This is a genomic window from Cytobacillus sp. Hm23 (assembly GCF_051842895.1).
Classification (GTDB): Bacteria; Bacillota; Bacilli; order Bacillales; family SM2101; genus Nanhaiella.
Window position 1 is genome coordinate 1 of the sequence record NZ_JBPXRQ010000037.1, and the last position, 26,978, is coordinate 26,978.

Genomic DNA, 26,978 nt, shown 5'->3' on the forward strand with positions numbered 1-26,978 from the left:
TATGCCCTCACCACTTCATGTTTAAATTCAATAGAGAAAAATTTATTGGACATAAAAAAGCCCCCTTAAGGTAATCAGATTTTATTTTTTAATCTGTCTACCTTAAGGGGAGCATATCAATTATAGTTAGCCTCTTTTTTATATCACCCCCTCATCTCTATAGGTGTTAAACAAAGGCTGTTTTCGCATTGATTGTTAATTTTCGTTCTAAGGTTAAGCACGTATATATCTAGCGTTCGTGGCATCTTTTCTACTTTTACAATTATTAAATTCTCTTAAAACTCATCAAACTGTCCATTTTAGAAATAATAGCAACAAAGTTTTTGAAAAGAGCCTAAACAGACGAAGTAGCTACATACTCGATTCATCGATGTTCAAGTTGCTTACCGATATTAGGTATTCAGCTTTTTACTATTCTTTTTTCTTTTTTTATATATAAAAAACCTTTTGAGATTAACTTTTTGTAGATGAACACCAATAACTCCTAAGATTATCAACAATGAACCAATCAGGTGATAGCTGTAAAATGGCTCATTTAAAATAAATACGCCTGCCATAGTACTTACAATAGTAGCTAGATTCATAAATACGCCTGCTTGAGAGGCTTTCATTCGAGCATAAGCGTAGTTTTTTAACATAGCTCCAAGTAGAGAAGATATAATAGCTAGATACAAAATTGAAAACAAAAAGTTTGTATTTAATAACATGGAGTAATCTACCTTTTCAGGTGACAAAAATACGAGGACATTAAACATGACCATTCCAATACCCATCATCGCAAAGGTGATTTCCATAGCTGTGAATTGTTTAGCAATTTCTCTGATTAATACAGTATATAGTGCCATTGAAAGGGCGGAGAAAACAATGAGTGTGATACCAACAATATTTCCATCAGTTTCAAGTCCTTTCATTAAAGTAATGTATGTTACTCCACCGACAGATAGCAAAATAGAAGTTTTTTGTGTAATGGTAGTACGTTCCTTCAATAACACAGAGGCTAATATCATGACGATTATAGGAACAAGTGCTGTTATAACACCCGCTTCACTTGAAGTTGTATACTTCATACCGTACGTTTGCAACAAAAATGCGAGCACTGGGTGGATGGTTGAAAATAAAATAAGAGGAAGTATTGGTTTATTGTAATATTGAATTTTCACAGCATTGCTTAAAACAAGGAGTGTTATTACTAGAAAAGCAATCGTAAATCTTATCGATAAAATATTTAATGGGGTAGTCATGCTTACGACATTTTTTAAAAATAAAAAACTAAGGCCACCCAGTACAGCACCTAATACTCCAGCTAAAATAGGTAAAGCAGGTTTATCGTTCATAATTAATTCCCCCTGATGTCGATAATTAAGATTAAAGGTGCCCAATCAATTAATATCAAAATAATGATTTAAGATCGTGTTAAATTCGTTTGTTGAGTAGGTTTGTTTTGACCTCTGACCATCATTAGTTATGATGATGTGCTCATCAGTTACCGTTACTCGGCCATTAGGGGTTGCAATTGTAACGATTGTCTGCTGTGTGAATTTAGATTGTGGATTAGTTTGATTCCAATGACATATCTCATTAAAGAAGGCATATTCTCTTGGTGTTTTGTTAAAGCGGAATTGTGTATGCCATTCATTATTCATGTGCTTTTGTAAATCAAAAAATATATCGTCAACAGCTTGTATGCGGTACTTTCCACTAATATCCTCAACAATCTCTCCGGTTAATAGTATTGGTGAACGGACTGTATCCCCGCAGCCCACATCTACCAAAAAATCGCGTTCATTAATAGTTACTAAATTCGTTAAATGGCTATTTGCTTTATACCACTGATCTTTCCCAGTCGATATTGTTGCTGAAATCATCGTTACTTTGTAGCCAAGCTTCTCTAGTAGCCAATTAAATAAGCCATTTAATTCATAACAAAAGCCACCTCGTTCATTATTCACGATTTTATGATAGATATTAGTTAAATTAAGCTTAATAGGTACGCTGTTTATGACATCTAAATTTTCAAATGGAACTGTGTATAGGTGATGTCGTTGTAAGGTTCTCAAGTCTTGTTCTTTTTCACCTGTGAGGGAGTGTACACCTATTCTTTGTAAATAATGATTCATGTTCATCTGTATTCCTCCTTTATTTACATTAGGCTGTTTTTCGTACAAATGGTGGTTTCGTACGAAGCATACTACATGTAGTTAACAATGGTTTGTTACATCTATCTCGACTTTTTGAAAGCGAATGAGAACTGGGTATAATGAACAACTTGCCTAATGCATTAAATAGTAACGAAATGAGCCTTGCCTTAAGCGTAACGTATAAACAATTGAAATAAATCGGTATTTATATTGAATGATTGATACGAATTTTAACCGATACGAAAAGGAACTTTCATACATCTACAGACCGAAGCTATGAATACGTTTGCATTTTTTAGAAAAAACTGTTTTTATAAAATTGATACCAAAAGTATTGCTCAAGGTTTTGGCATTGTGTTATAGTATTTTCATACTAAATGACTAAACTGTTCATTTGGTCAGTTGTGGAATGAGGTGTAGTAGTGGTTAAAGATCGAAAACAACTAATAATAGACGCAGCGACAAAATCTTTTTCTCTGTTTGGGTATAAAGCAACAACGATGGATCAAGTCGCAAAACTCGCTAATGTTGGGAAAGGTACGATATATACATTCTTTAAAAATAAAGAAGAGTTATTTGACGAAATAACATCTTCATTAATTGCTGAAATGCAAGAGGCTGCAGAAGAAGCTATTGATCCAACATTACGTTTCTACGAAAATGCGCATAGAGCTTTATACAAAATTTTAGAATTTAGAAAGAGACATCAACTGATGATAAAGTTAATTGAAGAGGAAAATCAGATTGGTACACCTGCTGTCCAAGAAGCTATGGTTAAACTCGAAGATGCTATCATTGGGTTTATTAAACAGAAAATTATCGTTGCAATAGATAAAAAAGAAATGAGAAATTGTGATCCAGAAATGACCGCATTTATCTTTTTGAAATTGTATATTGCATTAATTTTTGATTGGGAAAAAAATCACGAACCTTTAGGTAAGGAACAAATATTACACTTATTCGAGCTCTATTTCTTAGAGGGATTATCAATTAGATGATCCTTAAATTTTTCAGCATTATTGACCAAATGAACAAAACAGTCAAATGTTACTAAGGGGGATACTATGAGAGGAATATCATTGTTAATTCAAGAACTAAAAGCGATGGTAACGAACAAGAAACTCATTGTTCCAATCATTGTGTTAATGTTTATTCCGCTGTTATATAGTGGAATGTTTTTATGGGCTTTCTGGGATCCATACGATCAAATGGATCGTTTACCTGTAGCAGTCGTAAATCAAGATATTGGTACAGTGTATAATGATGAAGAATTGCACATAGGAGATGATCTAGTAGATCAATTAAAAGATAATGAAGGTTTTGGATGGGATTTTGTAGATGAAAATGTAGCTCAAGAAGGGTTGGATAATCTAGATTATTATATGATGGTTGAAATTCCAACAGATTTTTCTGAGCGTGCGACAACATTGTTAGAAGATAACCCTACCAAGCTAGAGCTTAAATATATACCTAATGAAAGTTATAACTTTCTTGCTGGACAAATTGGTGAATCTGCAATTGAAAAAATTAAAGGTGAGCTAGCGAATGAAATTAGTGCAACATTTGCAGAAAGCCTATTTGACAATGTTGATGAATTAGCAGATGGTTTAACAGAGGCTAGTGATGGTGCAAGTAAGATTGATGATGGAGTTACCGAACTAAACGATGGTGCAATTACGTTGCAAGAAAATTTAGCAAAGCTAGCAAGCAATACAATTACATTTAAGGAAGGGTTGCAGGCATCAAATAATGGTTCAAAAGAATTAGTTGATGGCGTAACAGCTTTAAAAGATGGGTTTGGGGAAATGAAGACAGGCCAGGAAGAATTGTTAGCTGGAGCTCTTGAAGCTCAAAATGGTACAGAACAATTGTCAAATGGTTTGCAACAATCACTTCAGGGAGTGGAAACAGCTCAGTCTTCTATTCCTCAATTAACGGATGGGTCCTTACAGTTAAATGATGGGACACAACAGTTAATTGAATCAATAGAACAATGGAAACAAGGAGCAGAACAAACTGCAGCTGGATCTGCCCAGTTGTCAAACGGTATTGAACAACTAAATGAAGTTATTCAACCAATGTTGGATTCGTTACCTGAAGAACAAAAGGAACAACTTAAAGTAACAATGGCGAGCTTAATAGATGGAAGTAAAGAAGTAAATGGTGGATTAGATCAGTTAACGGTTGCTGCAGATGAAATTAATGGTGGTGCGTCATTACTTTCAACAGAGATGAATAAGCTTCATCAAGGACAACTTGCGTTACAAACTGGAATAAACGAGTTGGCTGAAGGGCAACAGCTGCTAGTTGATGGTGCTACAAAACTGTTAGGTGGTCAAGATCAACTTGTAGGAGGGCTTCAATTATTCGGAGAAAAGATTACAGAGGCACAAGTAGGTACTGGCAATTTACTAGACGGTAGTAATAAATTATCAGCTGGTATTGATGAATTAGCAACTGGCTCTTTGGCGCTAGAAGATGGAGCTAGTCAATTAGCAGATGGATCTATAGAATTAATTGATGGGTTTGGAGAGCTTTCTGACGGAACGAATGAACTTTCTACGAAATTAACTGATGCCTCCACAGAGACATCGGAAATATCAGGTAACGATGATATGTATAATATGTTCGCTGACCCAGTAACAGTCGAAGAAAAGAAAATGAATGAAGTACCAAACTATGGAACAGGGTTTGCGCCATACTTCTTAAGCTTAGGGTTGTTTGTGGGGGCATTGCTCTTGTCGATTGTATTTCCTTTACGTGAAACGGTCGCAGCTCCAAAAAATCCGTTTAGTTGGTTTATTAGTAAATTTGGAGTACTGGTTATAGTTGGTATAATTCAAGCGCTAATAGCCGATGCAGTGCTATTATATGGCTTAGGTCTTGAAGTGAAAAGTGTCCCATTATTTATCTTGTTTAGCATTCTAACTAGTGTAACCTTTATCACATTGATTCAGTTTTTAGTAACTTGCTTTAATGATCCAGGACGCTTCTTAGCAATAGTTATTTTAATTTTGCAATTAACAACTAGTGCCGGAACGTTCCCGTTAGAAGTAATTCCAGATGTATTACAACCGTTTAATACATTATTACCAATGACCTATACAGTTTCAGGGTTGAAGGCAGTTATATCAAGCGGTGATTATGGATTTATGTGGCAAAATGCAACAATCCTCTTAATGTTCATTGTATTGATGTCATTAGGAACGCTATTATATTTTGTAATGCAGTTTAAGCGTAAATATGGAGCAAATGCTGCACAATCTTAATGAACAAACCTTGGAATATCAAGCGGAGAGTCTATTCACCTGATTCCTGAAATAAAGATAAAAATATTAGAGCATAGAACAAAGCCTGCTGATTGGTTATCAGCAGGCTATTATTTATAAATTTATTATTTAACATGAAGACAATCGTTACAGATGTTACCATAGCATTCATGTTGTTCATCTATTTCTTTATTACAATCAGTACATTTTTTTGGTGGTAAGTTTTTGAAGAAGTCACTACTTTTCTCAATCATTTCGTATCCCCTCCGAATTATGTTATGTATATATTGTATTATAACAGTTTTGTTTAGTCAATAACTGTTTTGTAACAAAGCTTGTAAATAGGCAAAATTGATCGCATACATCCATCATAAATGGCTTTTAAGTGTAACTAACGATATTTAACGAAGAACGGTTAGGTTCTAGCAGGTTTAAGTAAGCCAGTGTAATATTTAGGTGTAAAAGGGTACAATGAAATGAAATAGGAGTATTTTGAAAGGAAGAATGAAGATGAAGATGACAGTAATTGGATATTGGGGTGGGTATCCTGCCGCAGGAGAAGCAACGTCAGGTTACTTAATTGAGCATGAAGGTTTTTCATTATTAGTTGATTGCGGAAGTGCGGTTCTATCACAACTTCAAAAATTTATTCAAATTGACCAACTAGATGCTGTTTTACTTTCTCACTATCATCATGATCATATTGCAGACATTGGCCCTCTACAATACGCTTTGTTAATTCACCGTTTTATGGGGAAAGAACTGAAGGAACTACCGATTTATGGACATTCACATGATCAAATAGAGTTTGATAGGCTATCGTATAAAAATATTTCAAGAGGTATTGCATATAACCCTGAAAAAAAATTACACATTGGACCTTTTTCCATTACCTTTATTCAAACAGTTCATCCAGTAATGTGCTATGCAATGAGAATACAAGCAGGTGATCAATCAATAGTTTATACAGCTGACACTAGTTTTGATAAGAAATTTATTTCATTTGCTCAACAAGCTGATTTATTTATTTGTGAAAGCAATTTATATGCAAATCAAAATGGAACGAACGCTGGACACATGACTAGTGAAGAAGCTGGATATATCGCAAATAAAGCAAAAGTCAAGGAACTTTTACTAACACATCTTCCCCACTTTGGTGAGCATGAACAATTAATTAGAGAAGCTGAAAAACTATATCAAGGTAATGTAACTCTTGCAAAGACTGGCTATGTTTGGGGTTGAAATAGTTAAAAATAATGAAATGAAATAAATTTCAGAAATTTTTTATTTCGTTCCTTGAGTAAACTAGATTATTTCAATATAATAGAAGTGTATATTAATATGCCGAAAAAATGAATGGTTACTCATTCATTATAATAGGGAGGGAGTATTTTGAATTTAACTTCGCGCTTGTCAGAATCTGCACAGAAATACCCAGCAAAACCAGCTTATATTTTTCAAGATAAAGCTAGCACATATGCTGAGCTAGATAGTGCTGTGAATGCGTTTGCTAGTGGGTTAGACAAACTAGGTATTGGCAAAGGGGATCACATTGCACTTTTATTAGGTAATTCACCTTACTTTGTAATTTCGCTTTACGGTGCATTGAAGGTAGGAGCAACTATTATACCTATTAATCCTATTTATACTGCCGATGAAATTAGTTATATCGTTAATAATGGGGATGTTAAAGCGATTATTACCTTTGATGTTTTACTTCCACAAGTAGAACCTATGCTTCCTATCATGAAAGGTGTCGAGCATATTATTTATTGTGAAACACCACAAGGGAAAGACGCCGGTATTGATTCATCAGTAATTGTTACATTAGAAAAAATGAAATCGTTTTCAAAGATAATCTCATTAGGAAGTTTTACTTATGAAGGTCCAACATTAGCTGATGATGATGTAGCAGTTATCCTTTATACATCAGGAACAACTGGTAAACCAAAAGGTGCAATGCTGACTCATAAAAATTTGTATAGTAATGCGATAGATGTTGCTCAATATTTAAAATTAAGTGATACTGATCGAGTAATTACTACATTACCGATGTTTCACGTGTTTTGCCTAACCGTTGCACTGAATGCTCCACTTATGAATGGCGGAACGTTGATAATATTACCAAAGTTTAGTCCCGAAGAAGTATTTCGTGTTGCAAAGACATTTGAAGCGACAGTTTTTGCAGGTGTCCCAACGATGTATAACTTTTTATTACAACATCCAGACGGAAGTAAAGAAGATTTAGCATCTTTACGTCTTTGTATTTCTGGTGGTGCATCAATGCCAGTAGCACTGTTAAAAGGTTTTGAACAAAAGTTTAATGTTATCGTATCAGAGGGTTACGGTTTGTCTGAAGCATCTCCAGTTACTGCCTTTAATCCGCTAGATCGTCCAAGAAAACCAGGCTCTATTGGTACAAGTATTTTTAATATAGAAAATAAGGTAGTTGACGAAATGGGTGAGGAAGTTCCACCTGGACAAGTAGGTGAGCTTATTGTTCGTGGACCAAATGTGATGAAAGGCTATTATAAAATGCCTGAAGAAACTGCTCATACGATTATGGATGGGTGGTTATACACTGGTGATTTGGCACGTATGGATGAAGAGGGGTATTTTTATATTGTAGATAGAAAAAAAGACATGGTACTAGTAGGTGGATATAATGTATATCCACGAGAAGTAGAAGAGGTTCTATATAATCATCCAGATATTATCGAGGCTGCGGTCATTGGTGTTCCAGACCCGAACTTTGGTGAGGCAGTAAAAAGCTTTGTAGTAACAACAAACAACCAACTTACTGAGAAAGAAGTCCTTGATTATTGTATAGAGCATCTAGCAAAATATAAAATCCCTACCTCAATAGAGTTTATAGAAGAGTTACCAAAAAACACAACAGGAAAAATATTAAGACGTGCTTTAAAACAGCAAGAAACAACAAGCTTATAATTGTAGCATCATAAGATATAGGCTAATTGTAACATATACAAATAGATCAACAGCATGAAGGTCAGAGCCCCAGTTTAGCTAGGGTCTGACCTTTTATTTGTAAAGCGCTTTCAAAAAATTCAAATAGTGATGGAATTACGCCGCACGCTGACGTCTAAAGCTTTTTTCGGCTTTTCCAGTTTGTAATTGCCACATATGCCAAAAGACATATGGAACGATTAAGACGAAGTTAATCATACCCCATGTTTTTAATACTTCTGGATTATACCAAGAAGAGGAATCCATCGTCATAGGGAATATATCAAAACTAGCTCTTAAGAGCAGGTGTGCAGCTAGTGTATATACTCGAGCAGTAATATATAATTCTGGACGTCCTTTCATCAACGGGTATAGCTCTGCTGCAAGTAAAATAGTTAATGAACTCGCAAAATAGACAGGACTCTCAGCATAGACGAAGCAAGCGTTCCATGTTGTATAGAGAAAGTTCCAAGAAGCAGTCGTATAAGCTATAAGATCTCCATGTTTTTCAGTAGTAATCTTCCAAAACTTTGGAGCGAATGGTATGGTGACACATAAGAGAAACCCGGTTGCTGCATTAAAATAATTACCCATAGTAGCATCTTTTATCGTTGCTTCCATAATATTTAAAAACAAGATGGCGTAGAAAAACCATAGAAATTGCTCTGATTTTAGAAAATCCCATATTTTACCTTTTTTATTTTCGTAAACGGCTATACGCGAAAAGCCAACGATGATGGTTGGTAAGATGACACTTAATATTTTCGCCCAGCGAAACCATCCTTCAACTCCACCTAGAATCCATAATGGGAATGTAAATAGAGATGCAATCCAAAAATAAGCTGCTAGTTTATAGTGTTTTCTGAAAAAAGCGACGATGAATATTAAAACAATAAAGTAAATAGGCATAGTAATTACGTGTGGCCAAATGGTAATATTCATAATCATCTCATCCTCTACGTTATTTAATTTTTAATATAAAATAATGTCATGAAAAAATTTGAATGATAACGTATCGAACGTTCGGTATACCATAATTATACTGCTAAAATTCTTTGCTATCAATGTGAAAAGTATCACAATTTCATGACATTTATACATGTAAATAGTTTGTCAAAGCTCTTTTCTTAAACTCTGTTGCTATTGTTATCAAATTTGTATGATAACAAGTGGTTTTATATGTTGGGCATCGTCGTATGGAAGAAAAGGTACTACGAATGCTAGTTGACTACTTGTTTATTTTTTAATACGAAAAAACAACAATATCAATGTGAAAACAGCATTATTAATAATGGACACTGCGATGAGTTTTATAAGAACTTAATCATTTTAAATGTAGAAAAGAAGCCAAGAACGCTAGATGTATACGTGCTTATATTTTGTCAAACAACACATACTTCTATAAAAAACAAAATTTTCTGAATGATTTTTCTTTAAAAAAAGGAATTTATCCATTTCACTTAGAATTAAAACAATAACTATGAATAAATGAAGTAGGTGATCTTATTAGTGTCGTAAAATTTCGTGTCGAAAATCATATTGCAACTGTTACATTAAATCGTCCTGAGGCTCTTAATTGTTTTAATTACGATTTGCTATGTAGTCTAGAGAAAACGATTGAAGAAATACATGCTAGTAATGACATTAGAATTGTTATTTTTACGGGGACAGGCGATAAGGCATTTTCAGTAGGCGCAGACTTAAAAGAGAGAAGAACATTATCTGACACAGAGGTAAAAAGAAATTTGACTAAAATTGGTCAATTATTCACAAACATTGATAAACTACCTCAACCGACTATTGCTGCAATAAATGGTTATGCATTTGGTGGTGGGCTCGAGTTAGCTCTTTCTTGTGATTTCCGTTTCGTTGCTGAAGGTACACAATTAGGCTTAACTGAAACGAGTTTAGCTATTATTCCAGGCGCTGGCGGTACACAACGTCTACCTCGAATAATAGGAACAGAAAAAGCTCTAGAATTAATTTTGACAGCTAAAAGGTTAAATTCTGCACAGGCTTTAACGTATGGTTTAGTTACTAAAGTTGTACCTAGAGATCATTTAATAGACGAAAGTATACAATTTGCTAATGAAATGCTGAAAAATGGCCCTATTGCTTTACAACAAGCAAAGTTTGCTATAAAGCAGGGAATGAATACCGATTTACAAACAGGTCTGGAAATTGAAAGAAAAGCATATGAAGTAACAATTCCTACCGAAGATCGATTGGAAGCTCTACATGCATTTTCTGAGAAGCGACCTCCTAAATTTCATGGAAAATAATGAGTAATATTTTTAGATAATTAATAATATTCATATATTATTTAGTGTGGCTATAATAAAAGTCTTATAGACTATGTTCTTTGTTCAAATGGAACAGTTATTGCGTATTTTAGAAAAAAATCTTGATGTTTTATATTATTCATGTATAATTTAATGCATAAAAGCACCGAAGCATAAAAGCGTAAAAGCATAGAAGTGACAAAGAAATATAGAATAATAGTTTACGAGGGGGTTTTTAAAAGATGAAAAAAAGTTTGAAAGGTATACTCGGCAGTACACTTGCATCAGTATTAATTTTGAGTGGCTGTGGCTCTAGCGAGAGCAATGGATCCAATACGGGGGATGCTGGAGAAACATATAAAATAGGTGTGACACAGATTGTAGAGCATGACTCATTAGATGCTGCGTTTGATGGATTTAAGCAAGCATTAGCAGATAAAGGATTAGAGGTTGAATATGACGTCCAAATTGCTCAAGGCGATCCTAATACGAGTAATTTAATAGCCGAGAAATTAGTAGGAGATAATGTAGATTTAATATTTGCTAATTCAACTCCTAGTGCTCAAGGTGTGTTAAATGAAACAAGTGAAATTCCAATCGTGTTTACGTCTGTAACTGATCCGGTTGGTGCTGAGCTAGTAGAAGCAATGGATAAGCCTGGATCGAATATAACGGGTACAACAGATACACATCCAGATGCAGTACCAAATACAGTTGAATTTATCGATCAATATTTTGAAGGTAAACGTGTAGGGATGGTATACAACTCTGGAGAACAAAATTCCAATGCACAAGTTGAGCTAGTGGAAGAAGCAATGAAAGGAACAGATCTTGAAATTGTCTCAGCATCTGTGTCAACATCTGCTGAGGTAAAGCAAGCGACTGAATCTCTCATTGGAAATGTTGATGTAATATACATTATTACAGATAATACTGTTGTTAGTGCGTTAGAGTCAGTCATCATGGTAGCAGAAGAAAATGACATTCCATTGTTTGTTGGTGAACTTGATTCAGTTGAAAATGGTGGATTTGCTGCTTACGGTTTTGACTACTTTGATATTGGCTATGAAGCCGGTGAGATGGCAGCACAAATATTATCAGGAGAAAAAACAACTTCAGAACTACCAGTACAGTATCCACAAAACTTAAAATTACAGATTAATAAAAAAGCAGCTGAAAATATGGGTATCGAAATCAATAGCAAGTGGGATGATATCGCTGAATATTTAAATGAAGAGTAATGAATAGATTACTATTGTGTTCCTTTCTAATGTATAGAAGAAAGGAACATATTTTTCTGTTTGAAAGATAAGAAAATAAAACAGTTTTGAGAGAACTCATTCTTTGTATGAGAATTATCGATGAACAGGTCCAGCGCCTATCTCCTCGAGGTCACTTCGGTATTTTATCAAAAGGTAAAAAAATCCTTCTTGTGAAATGCAGCCTCCAGGGATTACAAGGCGCTTGCGCTTTTCATAACAATTTATGGATAAAATATATTTTTTAACTGGAAGGGTGAAAATACTATGCCTACAGCAATATTCGGAGCATTTGAGTCAGGTATTATTTATGCAATCATGGCATTAGGTGTATACTTATCATTTCGAATTTTAGACTTTCCAGACTTAACCGTTGATGGCAGTTTTGTAACTGGAGCAGCCGTAGCCGCAATTTTAATAGTAAATGGTATCAATCCTTTTATTGCTACAATCGCTTCTTTACTAGCGGGATTTATTGCTGGTTGTATCACAGGTTTGCTTCATACGAAAGGAAAAATAAATCCGCTGTTATCAGGGATTTTAATGATGATTGCATTATATTCTATTAACCTTCGTATAATGGGAAGATCTAATATACCGATGTTAAATGAAACAACAGTGGTTACAATTTTAACAGATTTTTGGAAGAATTTAGGGTTTGATACAGGTGTAGTTAATGTGTTGAGAGCATTGGGGTATTCAGGGTATATTCCAAAAACTTGGGCAATTGTTATTTTTATGATGATAATTACATTTGCCATCAAACTTATGTTAGATCGCTTTCTTCAAACGGAGATTGGACTTGCACTACGCGCCACTGGCGACAATAAAAATATGATTCGTAGCTTTTCAGCAAATACGAATGCTTTAACAGTAGTTGGACTAGGATTATCCAATGCACTTGTCGCTTTCTCTGGTGCAATCATTGCACAATATAATGGCTTTAGTGATGTCGGAATGGGAATAGGTATCATTATTATTGGCTTGGCCTCAGTTATTATTGGTGAAGCAATATTTGGTACGAAATCGATTATGCGAACGACATTTGCCGTGATTGGTGGTGCAATTATTTACCGCATTGTTGTAAGTATTGCTTTACGTGTAGAATTCCTAGAACCTGGTGATTTGAAGCTAATTACTGCAGTCATAGTTGTCTGTGCATTAATTATTCCTAAAATATTTGAATCACGTAGGGACAAAAAACGCAAAAAGCAACGATTACAGGCATTCGCAAATGATCACAAGCAACTAGCGAATAAAGAGGTGATATAGATGCTTGATTTTAACCATATCTTCAAAGTTTTTAACGAAGGAACGCTTGATGAAAAAATTGCATTAGATCACATAACGTTATCATTAAATAAAGGAGATTTCGTGACGGTCATAGGAAGTAATGGCGCAGGGAAATCAACGCTTATGAATGTTGTGTCAGGTAGGATTTTCCCCGACATAGGTGAGGTTATAATTGATGGGCAACAAGTAACGAATCTACCAGAACATAAGCGAGCTCAATATATCGGGAGAGTATTTCAAGATCCGATGGCAGGTACTGCGCCGACGATGACGATTGAAGAGAATTTGGCAATGGCTTTTTCGAGAACACAAAGAAGAACTTTACACAAGGGTGTAACAAAAAAGCGTAAGGTGTTTTTTAAAGAACAGCTTGAGACACTTCACTTGGGGTTAGAAGATCGCTTAAATGCAAAAGTAGGTTTATTATCAGGTGGTGAACGTCAAGCATTGTCTTTATTAATGGCGTCATTCACTGATCCAAAAATATTGTTATTAGACGAACATACTGCAGCATTAGATCCTGCTAGGGCAGAATTAATTACGAATTTAACTAAAGAAATTGTAGAAAAGAATAAGCTAACGACTTTAATGGTCACCCATAATATGCAACAAGCTCTTGACTTGGGCAACCGCTTAATTATGATGGATAAAGGTCAAATTATTTTTGAAGCTAGCGGAGAAGAGAAAAAGAAATTGACTGTAGAGCGGCTATTAGCAGAGTTTCAGCGCATTCGTGGTTCAGGGTTTACAAGTGATCGATCGGTTTTGTTGTAAAATAAGTGCTATATAACAGACTTGATTAACATAAAAACCGGTGGGGAGTTAACTCCCCACCGGTTTTACATATAGTCTGTTTTCGCATGGCTTGTTGTATGCGTAAAAAGAAATAGCTACGTGTGATGTTCTAATATCTCCGACAAGCACTGAAAGCATGCCTTAATTGATTGTTCTCATTATTCTTTTGAATACACGCTCTTTGTCAAAGCCTTCTCCCATACCAAAAATTTCAATGATGTTATTTTCATCGTCTAATAAATATGTATAGGCTGAATGAATAAATTGTCCATCACCAGGATCTCTATATAAGAATTCAAACGCTTCGGCAACTTTTTTTGTATCTTCCTCACTTCCACGAAGAAGATACCATGGGCCACCTTGCTCTAATTCAAATGCTTTGCCATATTCCTGTAACACTTCTTTTGTATCGTATGCGGGATCAATTGTAATAGTTATGAATTCAACTTTATTCCCAAAGACGCCTTCTTGTTCAAATTCTTCACGCAGTTGCTTCATTTTATAAGTCGTTACTGGACAAATATCTGGGCAATTTGTGTAAATAAATTCTAGTAGACGTACCTTTGGTTCCATTGCAGTAAATGAAAATGGCTCTCCGTAAGCTGTTTCCATGGCAACATCTTCCGGAAATTCCATTCCTGATTGTTTATAAACGGAAAAGTAGAATATTCCTGATGAAATACCGAGTACTAATAAGGTGACAAATGTAATATAAAGCTTCTTCATGAAATCACTCCAATACGCCTTTCAAATTTGACAATATAAATTAAGTCGGTTCTATACATACTAATCATACATGAACATTGCATATTCATGTGTCTATATCCATGAATTTTGTATGACAAAAAAATTATTGTTAATTTTTGTACTAATTTTATCTGATTTTTCTTACAATTAGTAAGGAGGCAAGCTATACTTAGTACAAGGGGGAGAATCTAACATTCATGAGAAAAATTGTAGGTTGGACGTTAATTTCGTATGTACTATTTAGTCTATTAATAGCTATGTATATTTTTTATTGGGCTGATACATCAATTCCGATACAGTATAAGGGATCAGGAGCGGATCCTACTACGTTCTTAAATGAACGTGAGCTTATGTTGAGTGAAGAGTATTCACAAATAAGAAATTTGTTATTTTTTCTCTCCTTACCATTCGAATGGATAATCTATTTATTTGTACTAGTGTTAGGAATATCATTCAAATTCAATACTTGGGCGCAAATAACATCTAAAAGAAAAATTATTCAAATTCCAATTTATGTATTTTGGTTATCTATTTTTGTTGGCGTTTTAACACTACCACTTAGTTGGTTTAGCTTCACCTTTTCTAAAATGTACAATATTTCTACTCAATCTACATCAGGGTGGTTAAAAGACCGATTAATCGATTTCTGGCTTGATTTTGGATTTTTAGTCATTATCGCCTATGCTTTATTTTTTCTCATTACAAAAGCAAAGAAGCGATGGTGGTTTTATGCATGGGTCTTGTCAATCCCATTTTCCTTATTTTTAATGTTTGTACAACCAGTGATTATTGATCCTCTTTATAACGATTTTTACGAACTTAAAAATAAAGAGCTTGAAGAAGAAATTTTACAAATGGCAGAACAAGCGAACATCCCTGCTGATCATGTATTTGAGGTTAATATGTCTGAAAAAACAAATGCCTTGAATGCTTATGTCACTGGAATAGGGGACAACTCAAGAATTGTGTTATGGGATACAACATTAAATAGGCTTAATGAACAAGAGATTTTATTTATCATGGCTCATGAAATGGGACACTATGTGAAAAAGCATATTTATTTTGGTATAGCGGGTTATTTAATTCTCTCTCTTATTGGCTTATATTTAACTAATAAAATTTTACATTTTTGCATTCATAGGTGGAAGGATATTCTACATATTCGTGACTTAAGAGAGTTACATGCACTTCCATTGTTGTTACTTGTATTTTCTATGCTAACATTTATAGCAAGCCCATTGGAAAACGTTGTTTCTAGATATCAGGAGCATACAGCAGATGTATACGCGATTGATATGACTAAGGACAATGAAGCAGCCATTCAAACTTTTCAAGAATTGTCACGTGCGGGACTTAGTCAAGTGAATCCTCCATTTATTGTAAAAATATTTAGATATGGTCATCCAACTATACTTGAACGAATTGCTTATATAGAGGAGCGAAAATAACTAAGAAACGCTAGAAAGCATAAGTGTAAGTGATTTTGTATTTAAAGATGGTAAAAAGTGTCAGGTGGAGTACTTACTTCATCTGATATAATATTTTATTATAGAAAAGTAGTGAGGCGTTTAAATACACTATAATAACTGGGCTAAAGAAGCCGTAGCAGGATGAACTTATATGAGGCTGTCATCGTTTTACAGATGAAAAGATAACACATTTTTTCATAGTTCGTAGATAGTCGTTGTCTTTAAGCGCTTACATTTTTATAAGAATTAACATGATTTTATATAAATAAATAATTAAATAATATAAAATTAGTATTAACAGTGTAAAATATCTTTATTGTTGTTGTGATTGAGCTATATTTATATAGAAAGACAAGGGGGAAATATGTTTGGAAATTGTAACTGAGAAGAGGAAAACGAGAGGAAGGTTTGTAAGAAATATGTTATTAATTGTACTAACTGTAATTATTTTGTTCTTTTTGATTGTCCAAATCATTCCTGTTAAGAAGAATGAAAGTAATACTATTCTGCGTGAAGGTGGAAAGCCAGATGTGATCGCTCACCGTGGAGGAGCTGGAATAGCTCCTGAAAATACGTTAGAGGCATTCAAACTGTCTGATTCACTCGGAGTAGATATGCTAGAATTTGATGTGAGACTATCAAAAGATGGACAAGTAGTAGTCATGCATGACGAAACCATTGATCGAACAACTAATGGAGAGGGAAAAATATCTGAATATTCTGTTGAAGAATTGAAATCGTTTGACGCTGGCTATCATTTTGTAGGTCCAGATGGCTCATTTCCTTATAGAGGTAAAGGTGTTACGATCCCAACTCTAACCGAAGTGTTCGAATCGTATAGTCATTTGCCTATGGTCATAGAAATTAAAGAAAATGATACGAAGTTAACGGAGAAATTTGCTGATATTATTTTTCAATATGGAATGGAAGATAAAGTGATTATAGCATCTTTCTATGACGAAATAGCAAATTATTTTTACGATATAACTAATGGAGAAGTTGCTATAAGTACTTCAAGTGCTACTACGAAAAAATATGTCATTTTTCAAAAGTTATTTTTAGGAAATATAATTCCGTTAAAGGAACAAGCTCTACAACTACCTACTCACTCAAGTATTTTTGATCTTACTACGAAAAAATTAATTGATGCAGCACATGAAAGAAATATAGCTGTCCAATACTGGACAATTAATGATTTAGACATGGTAGAATATTTACTTGAACAAGGTGCCGATGGAATAATGACAGATTATCCGAATAAAGTGATTCATTTATTACGTCAAAAAGGAGTAGATAAATAAATATGGAGATTAATAGACAACCTGTAGTGAGAAATAAACGCCCTGTCGCTCATCATATTGGATATATAACTATTTGTTTTGTTGCGGTTGCTATATTCTTTATTATAGCTGAGGTTGTTCAACAGTCTGATCAAGTAGCCTTTGATACAGCAATAAGAAATATCTTCGTCTTAGAGTCTCAATCATTTTTATATCAAGTATTTGCGAAAATCACTTGGCTTGGGAATAAGCCTGGTGTCATCACAATGCTAGTTATAATGTTAGTATGGTTAATATGGAGATATCGTGATTTCAAAGGTATTATTCTACTCATAACGATGGTTATTTTGCAAAATGAATTTAATAAAGCGATTAAAGATTTTTATCAAAGGGAACGACCTTTGATCGATCCTGCTATCGATGCATTAGGCTACAGTTTTCCGAGTGGTCATGCAATGACTGGTTTGTTAGCATATGGACTGGCCACGTATTTAATTGTCGTGAATGTAACATCGTTCAAAGCAAAGTTTATCGTTGGCATCTTTGGAAGTATTCTAATATTTTTAATCGGTCTAAGTCGCATTATACTGTCAGCGCATTATCCTACAGATGTAGTTGCAGGACATGCTTTAGGTATAGTTACCCTAATTATTTCGATATATTTGTATCAATGGATGAAGAGAATAGCTTTAAGTAAAAAAAATGATAAAGATACTCTTCAAGTAACGTAATAATTAAGAAAAATGATAATGAGATGTTTTAGAATAAAGGCACCCCCATTAGAGTATGAGAGTGCCTCTTTCCATAGAAGAGCAGGTAATCTAACTCATTGATCATTTCAAATCCAAAATGTTAAAAAAAAACCACATAATTATTTCCGCATTCATACTATTCTTTCGTATCGTTGGCGCTTTGTTTAATATGACTTATTAGAACATCATTTTCGGGTTTAATAAAATTTGGCTGTACTCGTTTGTAATACAACAGCCTATAGTAAAAAGGACTCTGGATAAAAGTATTTTAAAACTTTTATCCAGAGTCTTTATTTATTGTACGAATAAACGTTCCTTTTTTGCTGCACTCAAATTAAAATGACGATCCCCTTAATATTCATATTATTATTTATAAATTATTCATTTTTATAAGTCTACAATTTTATGGGATTTTTAGATATATTTTCTATACAGCAGCTAAAAAAGTGTTAATGGTCATATGGAGAGGAGTAATTATATGAAAATTAGTACATGGAATACAAGCTTAAAAATTCGGTTAATTGGTGAAATGTTATTTAATTTGCTGTATTGGATGTATTTTCCGTTCATTACTTATTACTTCGGAAGTGCATTAGGAAATAATATTGCTGGAATCCTTATGACGATCCCCCCTTTCATAGGAATCATTGGAATTATCATTGGTGGGAATCTAGCTGATAGGTTAGGTAGACGTGCTGCTATGTTAATAGGGACATCGATTAGAACAATAATGTTTTGTATTTTTGCTATATCAGATTCGTATTGGTTAAGCTATTTGGCGTTTGTTGGAACTGGCTTAGGAGGTGCATTATACGGACCAGCTAGTGATGCAATGATCGCTGACTTAATACCACAGCAAGTGAGGAAACGAGTGTATGCAACTTTTATGACAGCTAATAATATTGGTGCTGTTATCGGGCCAGTTTTAGGATCGTTTTTCTTTTTTAGTTATCGTAGTGAATTGTTATGGGCTTGCACAATAGTGATGTTAGTTTACTCAATTATTATTTATGTAAAGGTAGACGAATCCATGCCAAATTACTCAAGAGAACGAATGAATGTAAAATCTATTTCCAGTGGATTTAAAGAAGAATGGAAGGGGTATGGAGAGATTATTAGAGATAAAGTCTTCTTGTTGTACATGCTCGGAGGCGTTTCTGCTGTTATCGCTATTATGCAATTAGACTTATATTTATCAGTATACATTATTAATTATGTTCCTTCTCAAAAGCTATTTGTTTGGAATAACTTTTCTGTATCACTTGACAGTAAAGAGATTTTTGCCTGGATGTTAGTGTTAAACGGTGTCCTGTTCGTGTTTTTTGTTTTACCTATAACAAAATTGTTAAAAAATTGGACTGATCGGAACGTTTTTATTCTTTCAGCAATTTTAGCTGTGGGTGGCATGTTTTTAGTTGGATTTACTACAAACATATGGGTGCTAATTTTACTAACAATCATTTTTACTTTCGGAGAAATCGTGAGAGCCCCAGTAATAAATAATTTTGTTAGTGACTACGCTCCAGAACATGCTAGAGGAAAATATATGGGGGCAGCTAGACTACAGTTTACAATTGGTAGATTTTTAGCCCCATTAACTGTATTCCTAGCTGAATGGATTTCTCCTATGGGGATCTTTAGCGTAATTCTATTTTTTGCGTTTATGAGTGCAATTCTATATATCAAACTATATAAAAGCTATGAGCGCTATACAACAGGAATGACTGAGCCTGGAGTTCGAAAAAAAATGTAAGAATTTTTATTTGATAAATCAGAAATACGTACAAAATTATCAGATTTTTTAAAAAATAGCTTGCAATTCCTCTGTTCTGTTATATAATACTATTAGTTAAATAAAACTGTATTATAACAATATAGGTGGAAGGGTGTGTAGCTGCTGATGACGATACAGACGTCAGGTATTCAAGTTCACAGTAAGAGAAATGAACAGTATGATGAAATTTTGACACCTGAAGCATTAAAGTTTGTTAAAAAGTTAGAGAAAAAATTTGGTGAGAGAAGAAAAGAGTTACTACTAAAAAGAGGTGAGCGACAGCAGAAAATCGATGCTGGGAAATTGCCAGACTTCTTGGAAGAAACATCCGGTGTTCGACGAGGTGATTGGACTATTGCTCCCATACCTAAAGACCTCCAGGATCGACGAGTCGAAATAACAGGCCCTGTAGAAAGAAAGATGGTCATTAATGCATTAAATTCTGGTGCAAAAGTGTTCATGGCTGATTTTGAGGATGCTAATTCTCCAACTTGGCGAAATTGTATAGAAGGGCAAATAAATCTAAGAGATGCAGTGAACAAAACCATTACATTTGAAAATCCAAATGGAAAAAAATATAGCTTGAATGAAGAAGTTGCCACGTTGGTCGTACGTCCCCGTGGTTGGCATTTAGAAGAAAGACATGTCACAGTCGGCGGCAAGAGTATGTCCGCTAGTTTAATAGACTTTGGATTGTATTTTTTTCATAATGCTAAAACACTTTTAGCACGAAATAGCGGACCATATTTTTATTTACCGAAGCTCGAAAGTCACTTGGAAGCAAGATTGTGGAATGACGTATTCGTTTTTGCTCAAAATGAGCTCAATATTCCGCAAGGGACAATTAAAGCTACTGTATTAATCGAAACAATATTAGCAGCTTTTGAAATGGATGAAATATTATACGAGTTACGCGATCATTCAGCAGGGTTAAATTGTGGACGTTGGGACTATATTTTTAGCTATATTAAAAAATTAAGAAATTTTGAACACGTTATTTTACCTGATCGTTCACTCGTTACGATGACAGTTCCTTTTATGAGAGCTTATTCACTGCTTGCGATTAAGACATGTCATAGACGTAGTGCACCTGCAATTGGTGGTATGGCTGCACAAATTCCAGTGAAAAATGATCCAAAAGCAAATGAAGAAGCTTTTAAAAAGGTTCAAGCTGACAAGGAGAGAGAAGTGCTAGACGGTCATGATGGGACCTGGGTTGCACATCCAGCGCTAGTTCCTGTTGCAATGGAAATCTTTAATAATGAAATGCCTGAACCGAACCAAATATATAGAAAACGGGAAGATGTTTGCGTCACGGCTACAGAACTACTCGCAGTACCAGATGGAAAAATTACTGAGAATGGAGTACGCACTAATATTAATGTAGGAATTCAATATATTGAGTCATGGTTGTCTGGTAGAGGGGCTGCTCCAATTCATAATTTAATGGAAGATGCAGCGACTGCTGAAATATCTCGTGCGCAACTTTGGCAATGGATACGTCACTCTCAAGGAATTCTCGAGGATGGAAGAAAAATCACCTCTGAGCTTGTTCAACAGTTGAAAGAAGAAGAGCTTGTGAAAATTAAACAAGAGGTTGGAGAAGAGACATTTTCAAAAGGTAGATATCATGAAGCAAACGAGCTATTTGAACAGTTAATTTCAAATGATGAATTTACAGAGTTTTTAACTTTACCTGGGTATAAAACCTTGTAAGCGGAATTTGGAAATAAAGGTATGCTGGGTTGAACTATAAAAGGTTTTGATATGTCATTTCGTCTTTTATATAGAAGAAAAGATACTGTTTAAACCTAATTCTTATAGGATCACCATCAAATGGCTTCATATAAAAAAGAAGAGCTTGTGAAGTCATTGTTATAAGTATTAACAACTAATAGGAAAGATAAAGTACTTAAAATACAAGGAGGAATATGATTATGACTAATGAAAGAGTTCAAAAATTAGAAGAAAGCTGGAGTATGGATAAGCGTTGGAATGGGGTTGAAAGACCTTATAGTGCAGAAGAAGTAATTAAGCTTCGAGGTTCGATTGATATTGAATATACATTAGCAAAAAAAGGCTCAGAAAAGTTATGGGATTTAATTCATACGGAGGATTATGTTAATGCACTAGGTGCGTTAACAGGTAATCAAGCTGTTCAACAAGTGAAAGCAGGTTTAAAAGCAATTTATTTAAGTGGTTGGCAAGTAGCTGCAGATGCAAATTTAGCAGGGCAAATGTATCCTGATCAAAGCTTATATCCAGCCAATAGTGTTCCTTCTGTTGTGAAACGAATTAATCAAGCCCTACAACGTGCAGACCAAATTCATCATTTAGAAGAGAATAATCAATTTGATTGGTTTGCACCAATTGTTGCTGATGCTGAAGCTGGATTTGGAGGTCAATTAAATGTCTTTGAACTCATGAAAGGAATGATTGAAGCTGGTGCTTCAGGAGTGCACTTTGAAGATCAGCTGTCATCTGAAAAGAAATGTGGTCATTTAGGGGGGAAAGTTCTACTTCCAACACAAACTGCTGTCCGTAACTTAATCTCTGCCCGTTTAGCCGCTGACGTAATGGGGGTGCCAACCCTATTGATCGCTAGAACAGATGCCGATGCAGCTGATATGATTACTAGTGATATTGATGATAACGATAAAGCGTTTTTAACTGGTGAAAGAACACCTGAAGGTTTCTTCCGTACGAAGCCTGGCATTGAGCAAGCAATTGCTAGAGGATTAGCATATGCTCCGTATGCAGATTTAATTTGGTGTGAAACGTCAACACCTGATCTTGAGCAAGCAAAGCAGTTTGCAGATGCAATTCATGAAAAATATCCAAATAAACTTCTTGCATACAACTGTTCACCTTCGTTTAACTGGAAAGCAAAACTAGATGATGAAACGATTGCAAAATTCCAAAAAGAGTTAGGTAAAATGGGGTATAAGTTCCAATTCGTAACACTTGCAGGCTTCCATGCGTTAAACCATAGTATGTTCGAGTTAGCTCGTGGATACAAAGAGCGAGGAATGGCTGCATATTCGGAATTACAGCAAGCGGAATTTGGAAATGAAAAACATGGTTACACTGCTACAAAGCATCAAAGAGAAGTAGGTACAGGTTATTTTGATGAAGTGTCTCAAGTTGTATCAGGAGGAAAATCATCAACAACAGCTCTAAAAGGTTCAACAGAGGAAGAACAATTTGTTACCAATGCATAACTAACTAGTGTGTCAAGGGTTAACATAAATGGGGAAATGAAATAAAGAATAAACACTGGCACACAAAAGGCCAGTGTTTTTCGTTAGATTTAACTTTGTTGTTATTTATACTAAAAGTCTTATGTGATTATTATCATATAATAGAAAAAAGGATGTCACGAAACTATAGTTGTATGTGTGTTTATTTATTAACAGGAAAAAATAGGAATAACATATACGGTTGTCACTGCTATAAAGCAGATACGCCTTTGATGTTATGAGCTATGTTTGAATTACAGAGAAAATATTATAAGCATAAAATAATATGTCTCTTTAAATTGATTATATGTTATTCAACGCTTCTATAATATCCGTCTGTCCAGACAAAATTTCAAATGTTTTCCCATAGGTATTCTGAATGTTTAAACATTCTACAAGTACTTTTGCCACGTCTTCTCTAGATATATCACCTGAATAGTCAGCTAGTTTTTTAGATATGTTAATATGTCCAGTTCCTGCATCGTAAGAAAGCCTACCTGGACGGACAATCGTATATACGAGTGAGCTATTGCTTAAATATTCATCAGCTATCCCTTTTGATTTTAAATATACTTTCATTGATTCAGTAGGGCCAAGGTCGGGTAGATCTGCCCCAACAGAACTTAACATGATAAAGCGGTTAACTCCACACCTTTCCGCCTTTTTTATTAAGTTAATTGCACCTTGTTCATCAACGAGTTTTGTTTTATCTGCTCCAGTTTTTGATCCTGAACCAGCTGCGAAAATGATAGCATCACAGCCTTCGATAGCATGGCTCATATCTTTTTCTAAATCAGCTAAAACTGTTGAGCTAGCCCCAAGACTAATAAGGTGATCACGTTGTGAGTCATCACGAATCATTGCAACAGCATCATGTTCCTCATTCTGATCGAGTAATTGTAATATTATTCGTCCCGTACCACCATTAGCACCTACAACAAGTACTTTCATTTCATACCTTCTCTCTTAATATTATTAGCTTTATAAGGCTGTTCTGTTGTTATTAATGCTTCATAGAACAGCTAGATGAGTTTTATTCATCTGTGATCATTATGAAATAACAGGCTTTTTTTCATAAATTTCGTTGTTATTGTTTAAAATTGTACAGCAAGATGAAGCAAAGTCAGACTTTCAGCTTAATAAGGCTCTTTTCGTTAACATTGTTGCTATTGATAAATTAGTACTATAAAAAGAAGTTTTACATTGTTCGTCATCTGTACAGAAGAAAAGATGCCATGTACACTAATTAGAATGAGCTTATTTCTAAGTATGACAAACTACAATCAATGTGAAAACAAGCTTGTCCCTATAAATCAATCTTCTCATCATTAAACATATTTCTCATCATTTCTAAACTTTCCTTCGTATCATCTAAATATGTAACAAGCTCTTTACTACTCTTTTTTTGAATGTCAACAGACGATGCTATTTGTTGGAAGGTTGCAGACGTTTGTTCAAATGTCGAAGCAAAATCTGCCGTAGATGATTTGATGATAATTGATGTATCGTTTACTTTATCCGCAAGCTTTTCAAATTGAATCATCTGGTTGTTTAACTCATTTACTACTTTGTTTAAGGATCGAAAGCTATTTTCTGTCTCCTTCGTTATGTCAACATTTTTACTAAGCTGTTCTGAGCTCTCATTTAGTCTTAGATTAGCTTCACTTGTCTTTCCATTTACTTCTTGTAAATTATTAGTAATCTCCTCCGTTGACTGCTCGGTTAAATGTGCTAATTGTCGTATTTCATCGGCTACGATTGCAAACCCTTTGCCATAATCTCCTGCTCTTGCAGCTTCAATTGATGCATTTAATGCTAGTAGGTTTGTCTTTGTTGTTATTTCTTTAATTCCTTCAGTCAAAATATTTGTTTCGTTAATTTTTTCGTTCAATTCACGAAATGTAACTGCTAAATCCTTCATGACTACGTCTAATTCTACGGTGTTTTCTAATAAATAGCCCATTTTTCGTTCACCATTAACTGCAAGGTCTGATGATGCACTTGATTTCTCTTTTAACTTAGCTGCATTTGTAGAGATCTGTTCAATATTAGTTGTCGTTTGTTCAATTTGTTCAGCTATTGTTGTAATTGCTTCAGATTGTGTAAAACTACTTGATGATAGTTGTTGTATAGCTGCAGCTACTTCCATATTATTTGTCATTGTTGAGGAGGCATGATTATATTGGTCAACCATCTTTTGGTTAATTTTTTCAGCCTCTTTTTCAATCTCGAGTTTTTGAGTTATTTCTTTTTGTGCTGCTTGCTGTATTTGTTGTAAACTATCTTTTACTTGGGAGATATGGTTACGATTTATTTTTTGAACTGTAAATATAATACAAGTTATTAGTATGAGTAAAATGGAGATATTTATAATTTCATAAATATTAATATTCAAGTAGTCATCAAGAATAAACATTGTTGGCATCATACCTAACGATAATACAAAACCAAGGAAAAGGGTTCTTCTTCGACCATGTATCATAGATATCATTAACACATAAAACGGATATGCTAAAGATACAAAGAAAACTTTTTGCGTAATTATAAAATAGAACATAGCAGCTATAACGATTGTGACAACAGGTATATAAAAATGTGCTCCACTCTTTCTATTAAGTTGTGTCACAATGCCATAACTAATCAATAGAATACCGCCAATTAACATCGTAACCGTTATGTACAAGGGCTGTTCCATTGAAATATTTGAGACTGTACCTAATATAATTGAAATGATGACAACTATTAACATTAATTTGTTTTTTTGTTTTAAATCCTTTTGATAAAAATTATGAAGAGAATCCATGAACATATCAACTCCTACACCAAATTTTTGATAGATAGGATAATTATATCAATTTTTTATTAATACTTAACACTTTTCTAAAAATTATATCTTTTACAAATAATTATTATACAGTTTTTGCTTACACTGGATGTAGTAAATTAACCAGTATTTACGTAGATCTCGAAAAAGCTTTTCTCATATAAAATTAGGTTAATTACTTAAATTTAGTTGTTGCTGTCCAATATTAGTCTCAATAGCAATAAAGTTAACAATAAGAGTCCTTCATCAACATACTAATTAAGTAATAGATATAAGTTAGTCCTATTTATAGAAAAAGTTTGAATTTTTATGATTCAGTTGATACAATAAAAATATCTTGTAAAATGATAAGGAGGTGTAGAGATGTTACATTCTGTTATTAATCGCAATGGTTTTTTAGCATATATTTATATTTGCCGTGCGATTTTTCATGGTGTTGTTTTCAATGGGATACGTATGCCCATTTTTAGAAACAACATCATATTGAACAGAATGTAAGGTCTCTTAACCCTAATAGTGTGTGTTCAGAAGGTGAGAAAATAGTTGGAGAATGTAGCGTCGAAAAATCTGACTAATTTTCTTAGCATATCTGAACACCATCTAATATAAATTTCTGACAGAAATCTGATCGGCAACTATGGGGAGAGTCATGCTCTCCTTTTTTGTGTTTAAATTCTTATGCCAATTTGTGTACGATTGATGATTTCTTGTTAAGTAAATTTATGTTTCATAAAGTCATGGGTAGTTGAATCTTACCTATGGCTTTTTTTGTGTTTTTATATGGCTCTTTTCGTAAACTTTGTTGCTATGGTTTCTTAATTAGAAGATAAAGACGTCGGACATAAAAGGCATCGTTTAATAGAAGAAAGATGCCCCGAACGTTAGTAATA

General features: G+C 34.2%; 22 protein-coding genes. 15 read left to right on the top strand and 7 right to left on the bottom strand.

Going from position 1 to position 26,978, the window contains the following annotated elements; translation table 11 throughout:
• Positions 1–392: 392 nt before the first annotated feature.
• Together ACSVDA_RS18910 and ACSVDA_RS18915 are read right to left on the bottom strand one after the other, a co-directional pair.
• Positions 393–1,334, bottom strand: a complete 942-nt coding sequence (locus ACSVDA_RS18910; protein ID WP_485885186.1) for a DMT family transporter — start codon at positions 1,332–1,334, stop codon at positions 393–395.
• A 45-nt stretch (positions 1,335–1,379) separates the two neighbouring features.
• On the bottom strand, positions 1,380–2,123 hold the full coding sequence (locus ACSVDA_RS18915; RefSeq protein WP_485885188.1) for an arylamine N-acetyltransferase family protein: 744 nt from the start codon (positions 2,121–2,123) through the stop codon (positions 1,380–1,382).
• Between the two features lie 437 nt (positions 2,124–2,560).
• Between ACSVDA_RS18915 and ACSVDA_RS18920 the strand changes: the two genes are divergently transcribed.
• A complete protein-coding gene (locus tag ACSVDA_RS18920) occupies positions 2,561–3,136 on the top strand; it encodes a TetR/AcrR family transcriptional regulator (RefSeq protein WP_485885190.1) in 576 nt (191 codons plus the stop codon).
• A 66-nt stretch (positions 3,137–3,202) separates the two neighbouring features.
• Entirely contained in the window at positions 3,203–5,407 is a 2,205-nt protein-coding gene (locus ACSVDA_RS18925; protein WP_485885192.1) for a YhgE/Pip family protein, read from the top strand.
• 125 nt (positions 5,408–5,532) lie between these two features.
• Here the strand turns inward: ACSVDA_RS18925 and yhfH are convergent, their stop codons facing one another.
• Positions 5,533–5,661 (bottom strand): protein YhfH, encoded by a 129-nt coding sequence (gene yhfH, locus ACSVDA_RS18930; RefSeq protein WP_214482421.1) that lies wholly within the window; start codon positions 5,659–5,661, stop codon positions 5,533–5,535.
• 256 nt (positions 5,662–5,917) lie between these two features.
• Here yhfH and ACSVDA_RS18935 point away from each other — a divergent pair, with 256 nt between their 5' ends.
• Positions 5,918–6,649, top strand: coding sequence for an MBL fold metallo-hydrolase (locus tag ACSVDA_RS18935; protein ID WP_485885194.1), 732 nt, complete (start codon positions 5,918–5,920; stop codon positions 6,647–6,649).
• Positions 6,650–6,799: 150 nt separating this feature from the next.
• Positions 6,800–8,356: a fatty acid--CoA ligase family protein gene (locus tag ACSVDA_RS18940; RefSeq protein WP_485885196.1), complete on the top strand. Its 1,557-nt coding sequence runs from the start codon at positions 6,800–6,802 to the stop codon at positions 8,354–8,356.
• Between the two features lie 135 nt (positions 8,357–8,491).
• On the opposite strand, the gene ACSVDA_RS18945 is transcribed toward ACSVDA_RS18940, so the two are convergent.
• A complete protein-coding gene (locus ACSVDA_RS18945) occupies positions 8,492–9,316 on the bottom strand; it encodes a hypothetical protein (RefSeq protein ID WP_485885198.1) in 825 nt (274 codons plus the stop codon).
• Between the two features lie 563 nt (positions 9,317–9,879).
• Here ACSVDA_RS18945 and ACSVDA_RS18950 point away from each other — a divergent pair.
• The 4 genes from ACSVDA_RS18950 to ACSVDA_RS18965 all read left to right on the top strand — a co-directional run bounded on the left by ACSVDA_RS18950 (position 9,880) and on the right by ACSVDA_RS18965 (position 13,982).
• A complete protein-coding gene (locus tag ACSVDA_RS18950) occupies positions 9,880–10,656 on the top strand; it encodes an enoyl-CoA hydratase-related protein (protein WP_485885236.1) in 777 nt (258 codons plus the stop codon).
• A gap of 242 nt (positions 10,657–10,898) precedes the next feature.
• Positions 10,899–11,897, top strand: coding sequence for an ABC transporter substrate-binding protein (locus tag ACSVDA_RS18955; protein WP_485885200.1), 999 nt, complete (start codon positions 10,899–10,901; stop codon positions 11,895–11,897).
• A 285-nt stretch (positions 11,898–12,182) separates the two neighbouring features.
• Entirely contained in the window at positions 12,183–13,187 is a 1,005-nt protein-coding gene (locus ACSVDA_RS18960; RefSeq protein ID WP_485885202.1) for an ABC transporter permease, read from the top strand.
• Positions 13,188–13,982 (top strand): ABC transporter ATP-binding protein, encoded by a 795-nt coding sequence (locus ACSVDA_RS18965; RefSeq protein WP_485885204.1) that lies wholly within the window; start codon positions 13,188–13,190, stop codon positions 13,980–13,982.
• A gap of 162 nt (positions 13,983–14,144) precedes the next feature.
• Here the strand turns inward: ACSVDA_RS18965 and ACSVDA_RS18970 are convergent, their stop codons facing one another.
• The gene (locus ACSVDA_RS18970) at positions 14,145–14,729 is read right to left on the bottom strand and encodes an SCO family protein (RefSeq protein WP_485885206.1); all 585 of its coding nucleotides are present in this window, start codon (positions 14,727–14,729) and stop codon (positions 14,145–14,147) included.
• Positions 14,730–14,947: 218 nt separating this feature from the next.
• Between ACSVDA_RS18970 and ACSVDA_RS18975 the strand changes: the two genes are divergently transcribed.
• The 6 genes from ACSVDA_RS18975 (at position 14,948) to aceA (ending at position 23,246) form a co-directional block, all read left to right on the top strand.
• Entirely contained in the window at positions 14,948–16,198 is a 1,251-nt protein-coding gene (locus tag ACSVDA_RS18975; protein WP_485885208.1) for a M48 family metallopeptidase, read from the top strand.
• Positions 16,199–16,587: 389 nt separating this feature from the next.
• On the top strand, positions 16,588–17,520 hold the full coding sequence (locus ACSVDA_RS18980) for a glycerophosphodiester phosphodiesterase family protein (protein WP_485885210.1): 933 nt from the start codon (positions 16,588–16,590) through the stop codon (positions 17,518–17,520).
• A 2-nt stretch (positions 17,521–17,522) separates the two neighbouring features.
• On the top strand, positions 17,523–18,230 hold the full coding sequence (locus ACSVDA_RS18985) for a phosphatase PAP2 family protein (RefSeq protein ID WP_485885212.1): 708 nt from the start codon (positions 17,523–17,525) through the stop codon (positions 18,228–18,230).
• Between the two features lie 499 nt (positions 18,231–18,729).
• Positions 18,730–20,004 (top strand): MDR family MFS transporter, encoded by a 1,275-nt coding sequence (locus ACSVDA_RS18990; protein ID WP_485885213.1) that lies wholly within the window; start codon positions 18,730–18,732, stop codon positions 20,002–20,004.
• A gap of 147 nt (positions 20,005–20,151) precedes the next feature.
• The gene (gene aceB / locus ACSVDA_RS18995) at positions 20,152–21,741 is read left to right on the top strand and encodes a malate synthase A (RefSeq protein ID WP_485885214.1); all 1,590 of its coding nucleotides are present in this window, start codon (positions 20,152–20,154) and stop codon (positions 21,739–21,741) included.
• A 221-nt stretch (positions 21,742–21,962) separates the two neighbouring features.
• Positions 21,963–23,246 carry an isocitrate lyase gene (gene aceA, locus ACSVDA_RS19000; RefSeq protein WP_485885215.1) on the top strand — a complete coding sequence of 428 codons (1,284 nt, stop codon included), beginning with the start codon at positions 21,963–21,965 and terminating at the stop codon, positions 23,244–23,246.
• A gap of 321 nt (positions 23,247–23,567) precedes the next feature.
• On the opposite strand, the gene ACSVDA_RS19005 is transcribed toward aceA, so the two are convergent.
• On the bottom strand, positions 23,568–24,215 hold the full coding sequence (locus ACSVDA_RS19005) for an SDR family oxidoreductase (protein WP_485885216.1): 648 nt from the start codon (positions 24,213–24,215) through the stop codon (positions 23,568–23,570).
• A gap of 355 nt (positions 24,216–24,570) precedes the next feature.
• A complete protein-coding gene (locus ACSVDA_RS19010; RefSeq protein WP_485885218.1) occupies positions 24,571–26,067 on the bottom strand; it encodes a methyl-accepting chemotaxis protein in 1,497 nt (498 codons plus the stop codon).
• Positions 26,068–26,451: 384 nt separating this feature from the next.
• Between ACSVDA_RS19010 and ACSVDA_RS19015 the strand changes: the two genes are divergently transcribed.
• Positions 26,452–26,586: an RAxF-45 family protein gene (locus tag ACSVDA_RS19015; RefSeq protein ID WP_485885220.1), complete on the top strand. Its 135-nt coding sequence runs from the start codon at positions 26,452–26,454 to the stop codon at positions 26,584–26,586.
• Positions 26,587–26,978 lie beyond the last annotated feature (392 nt).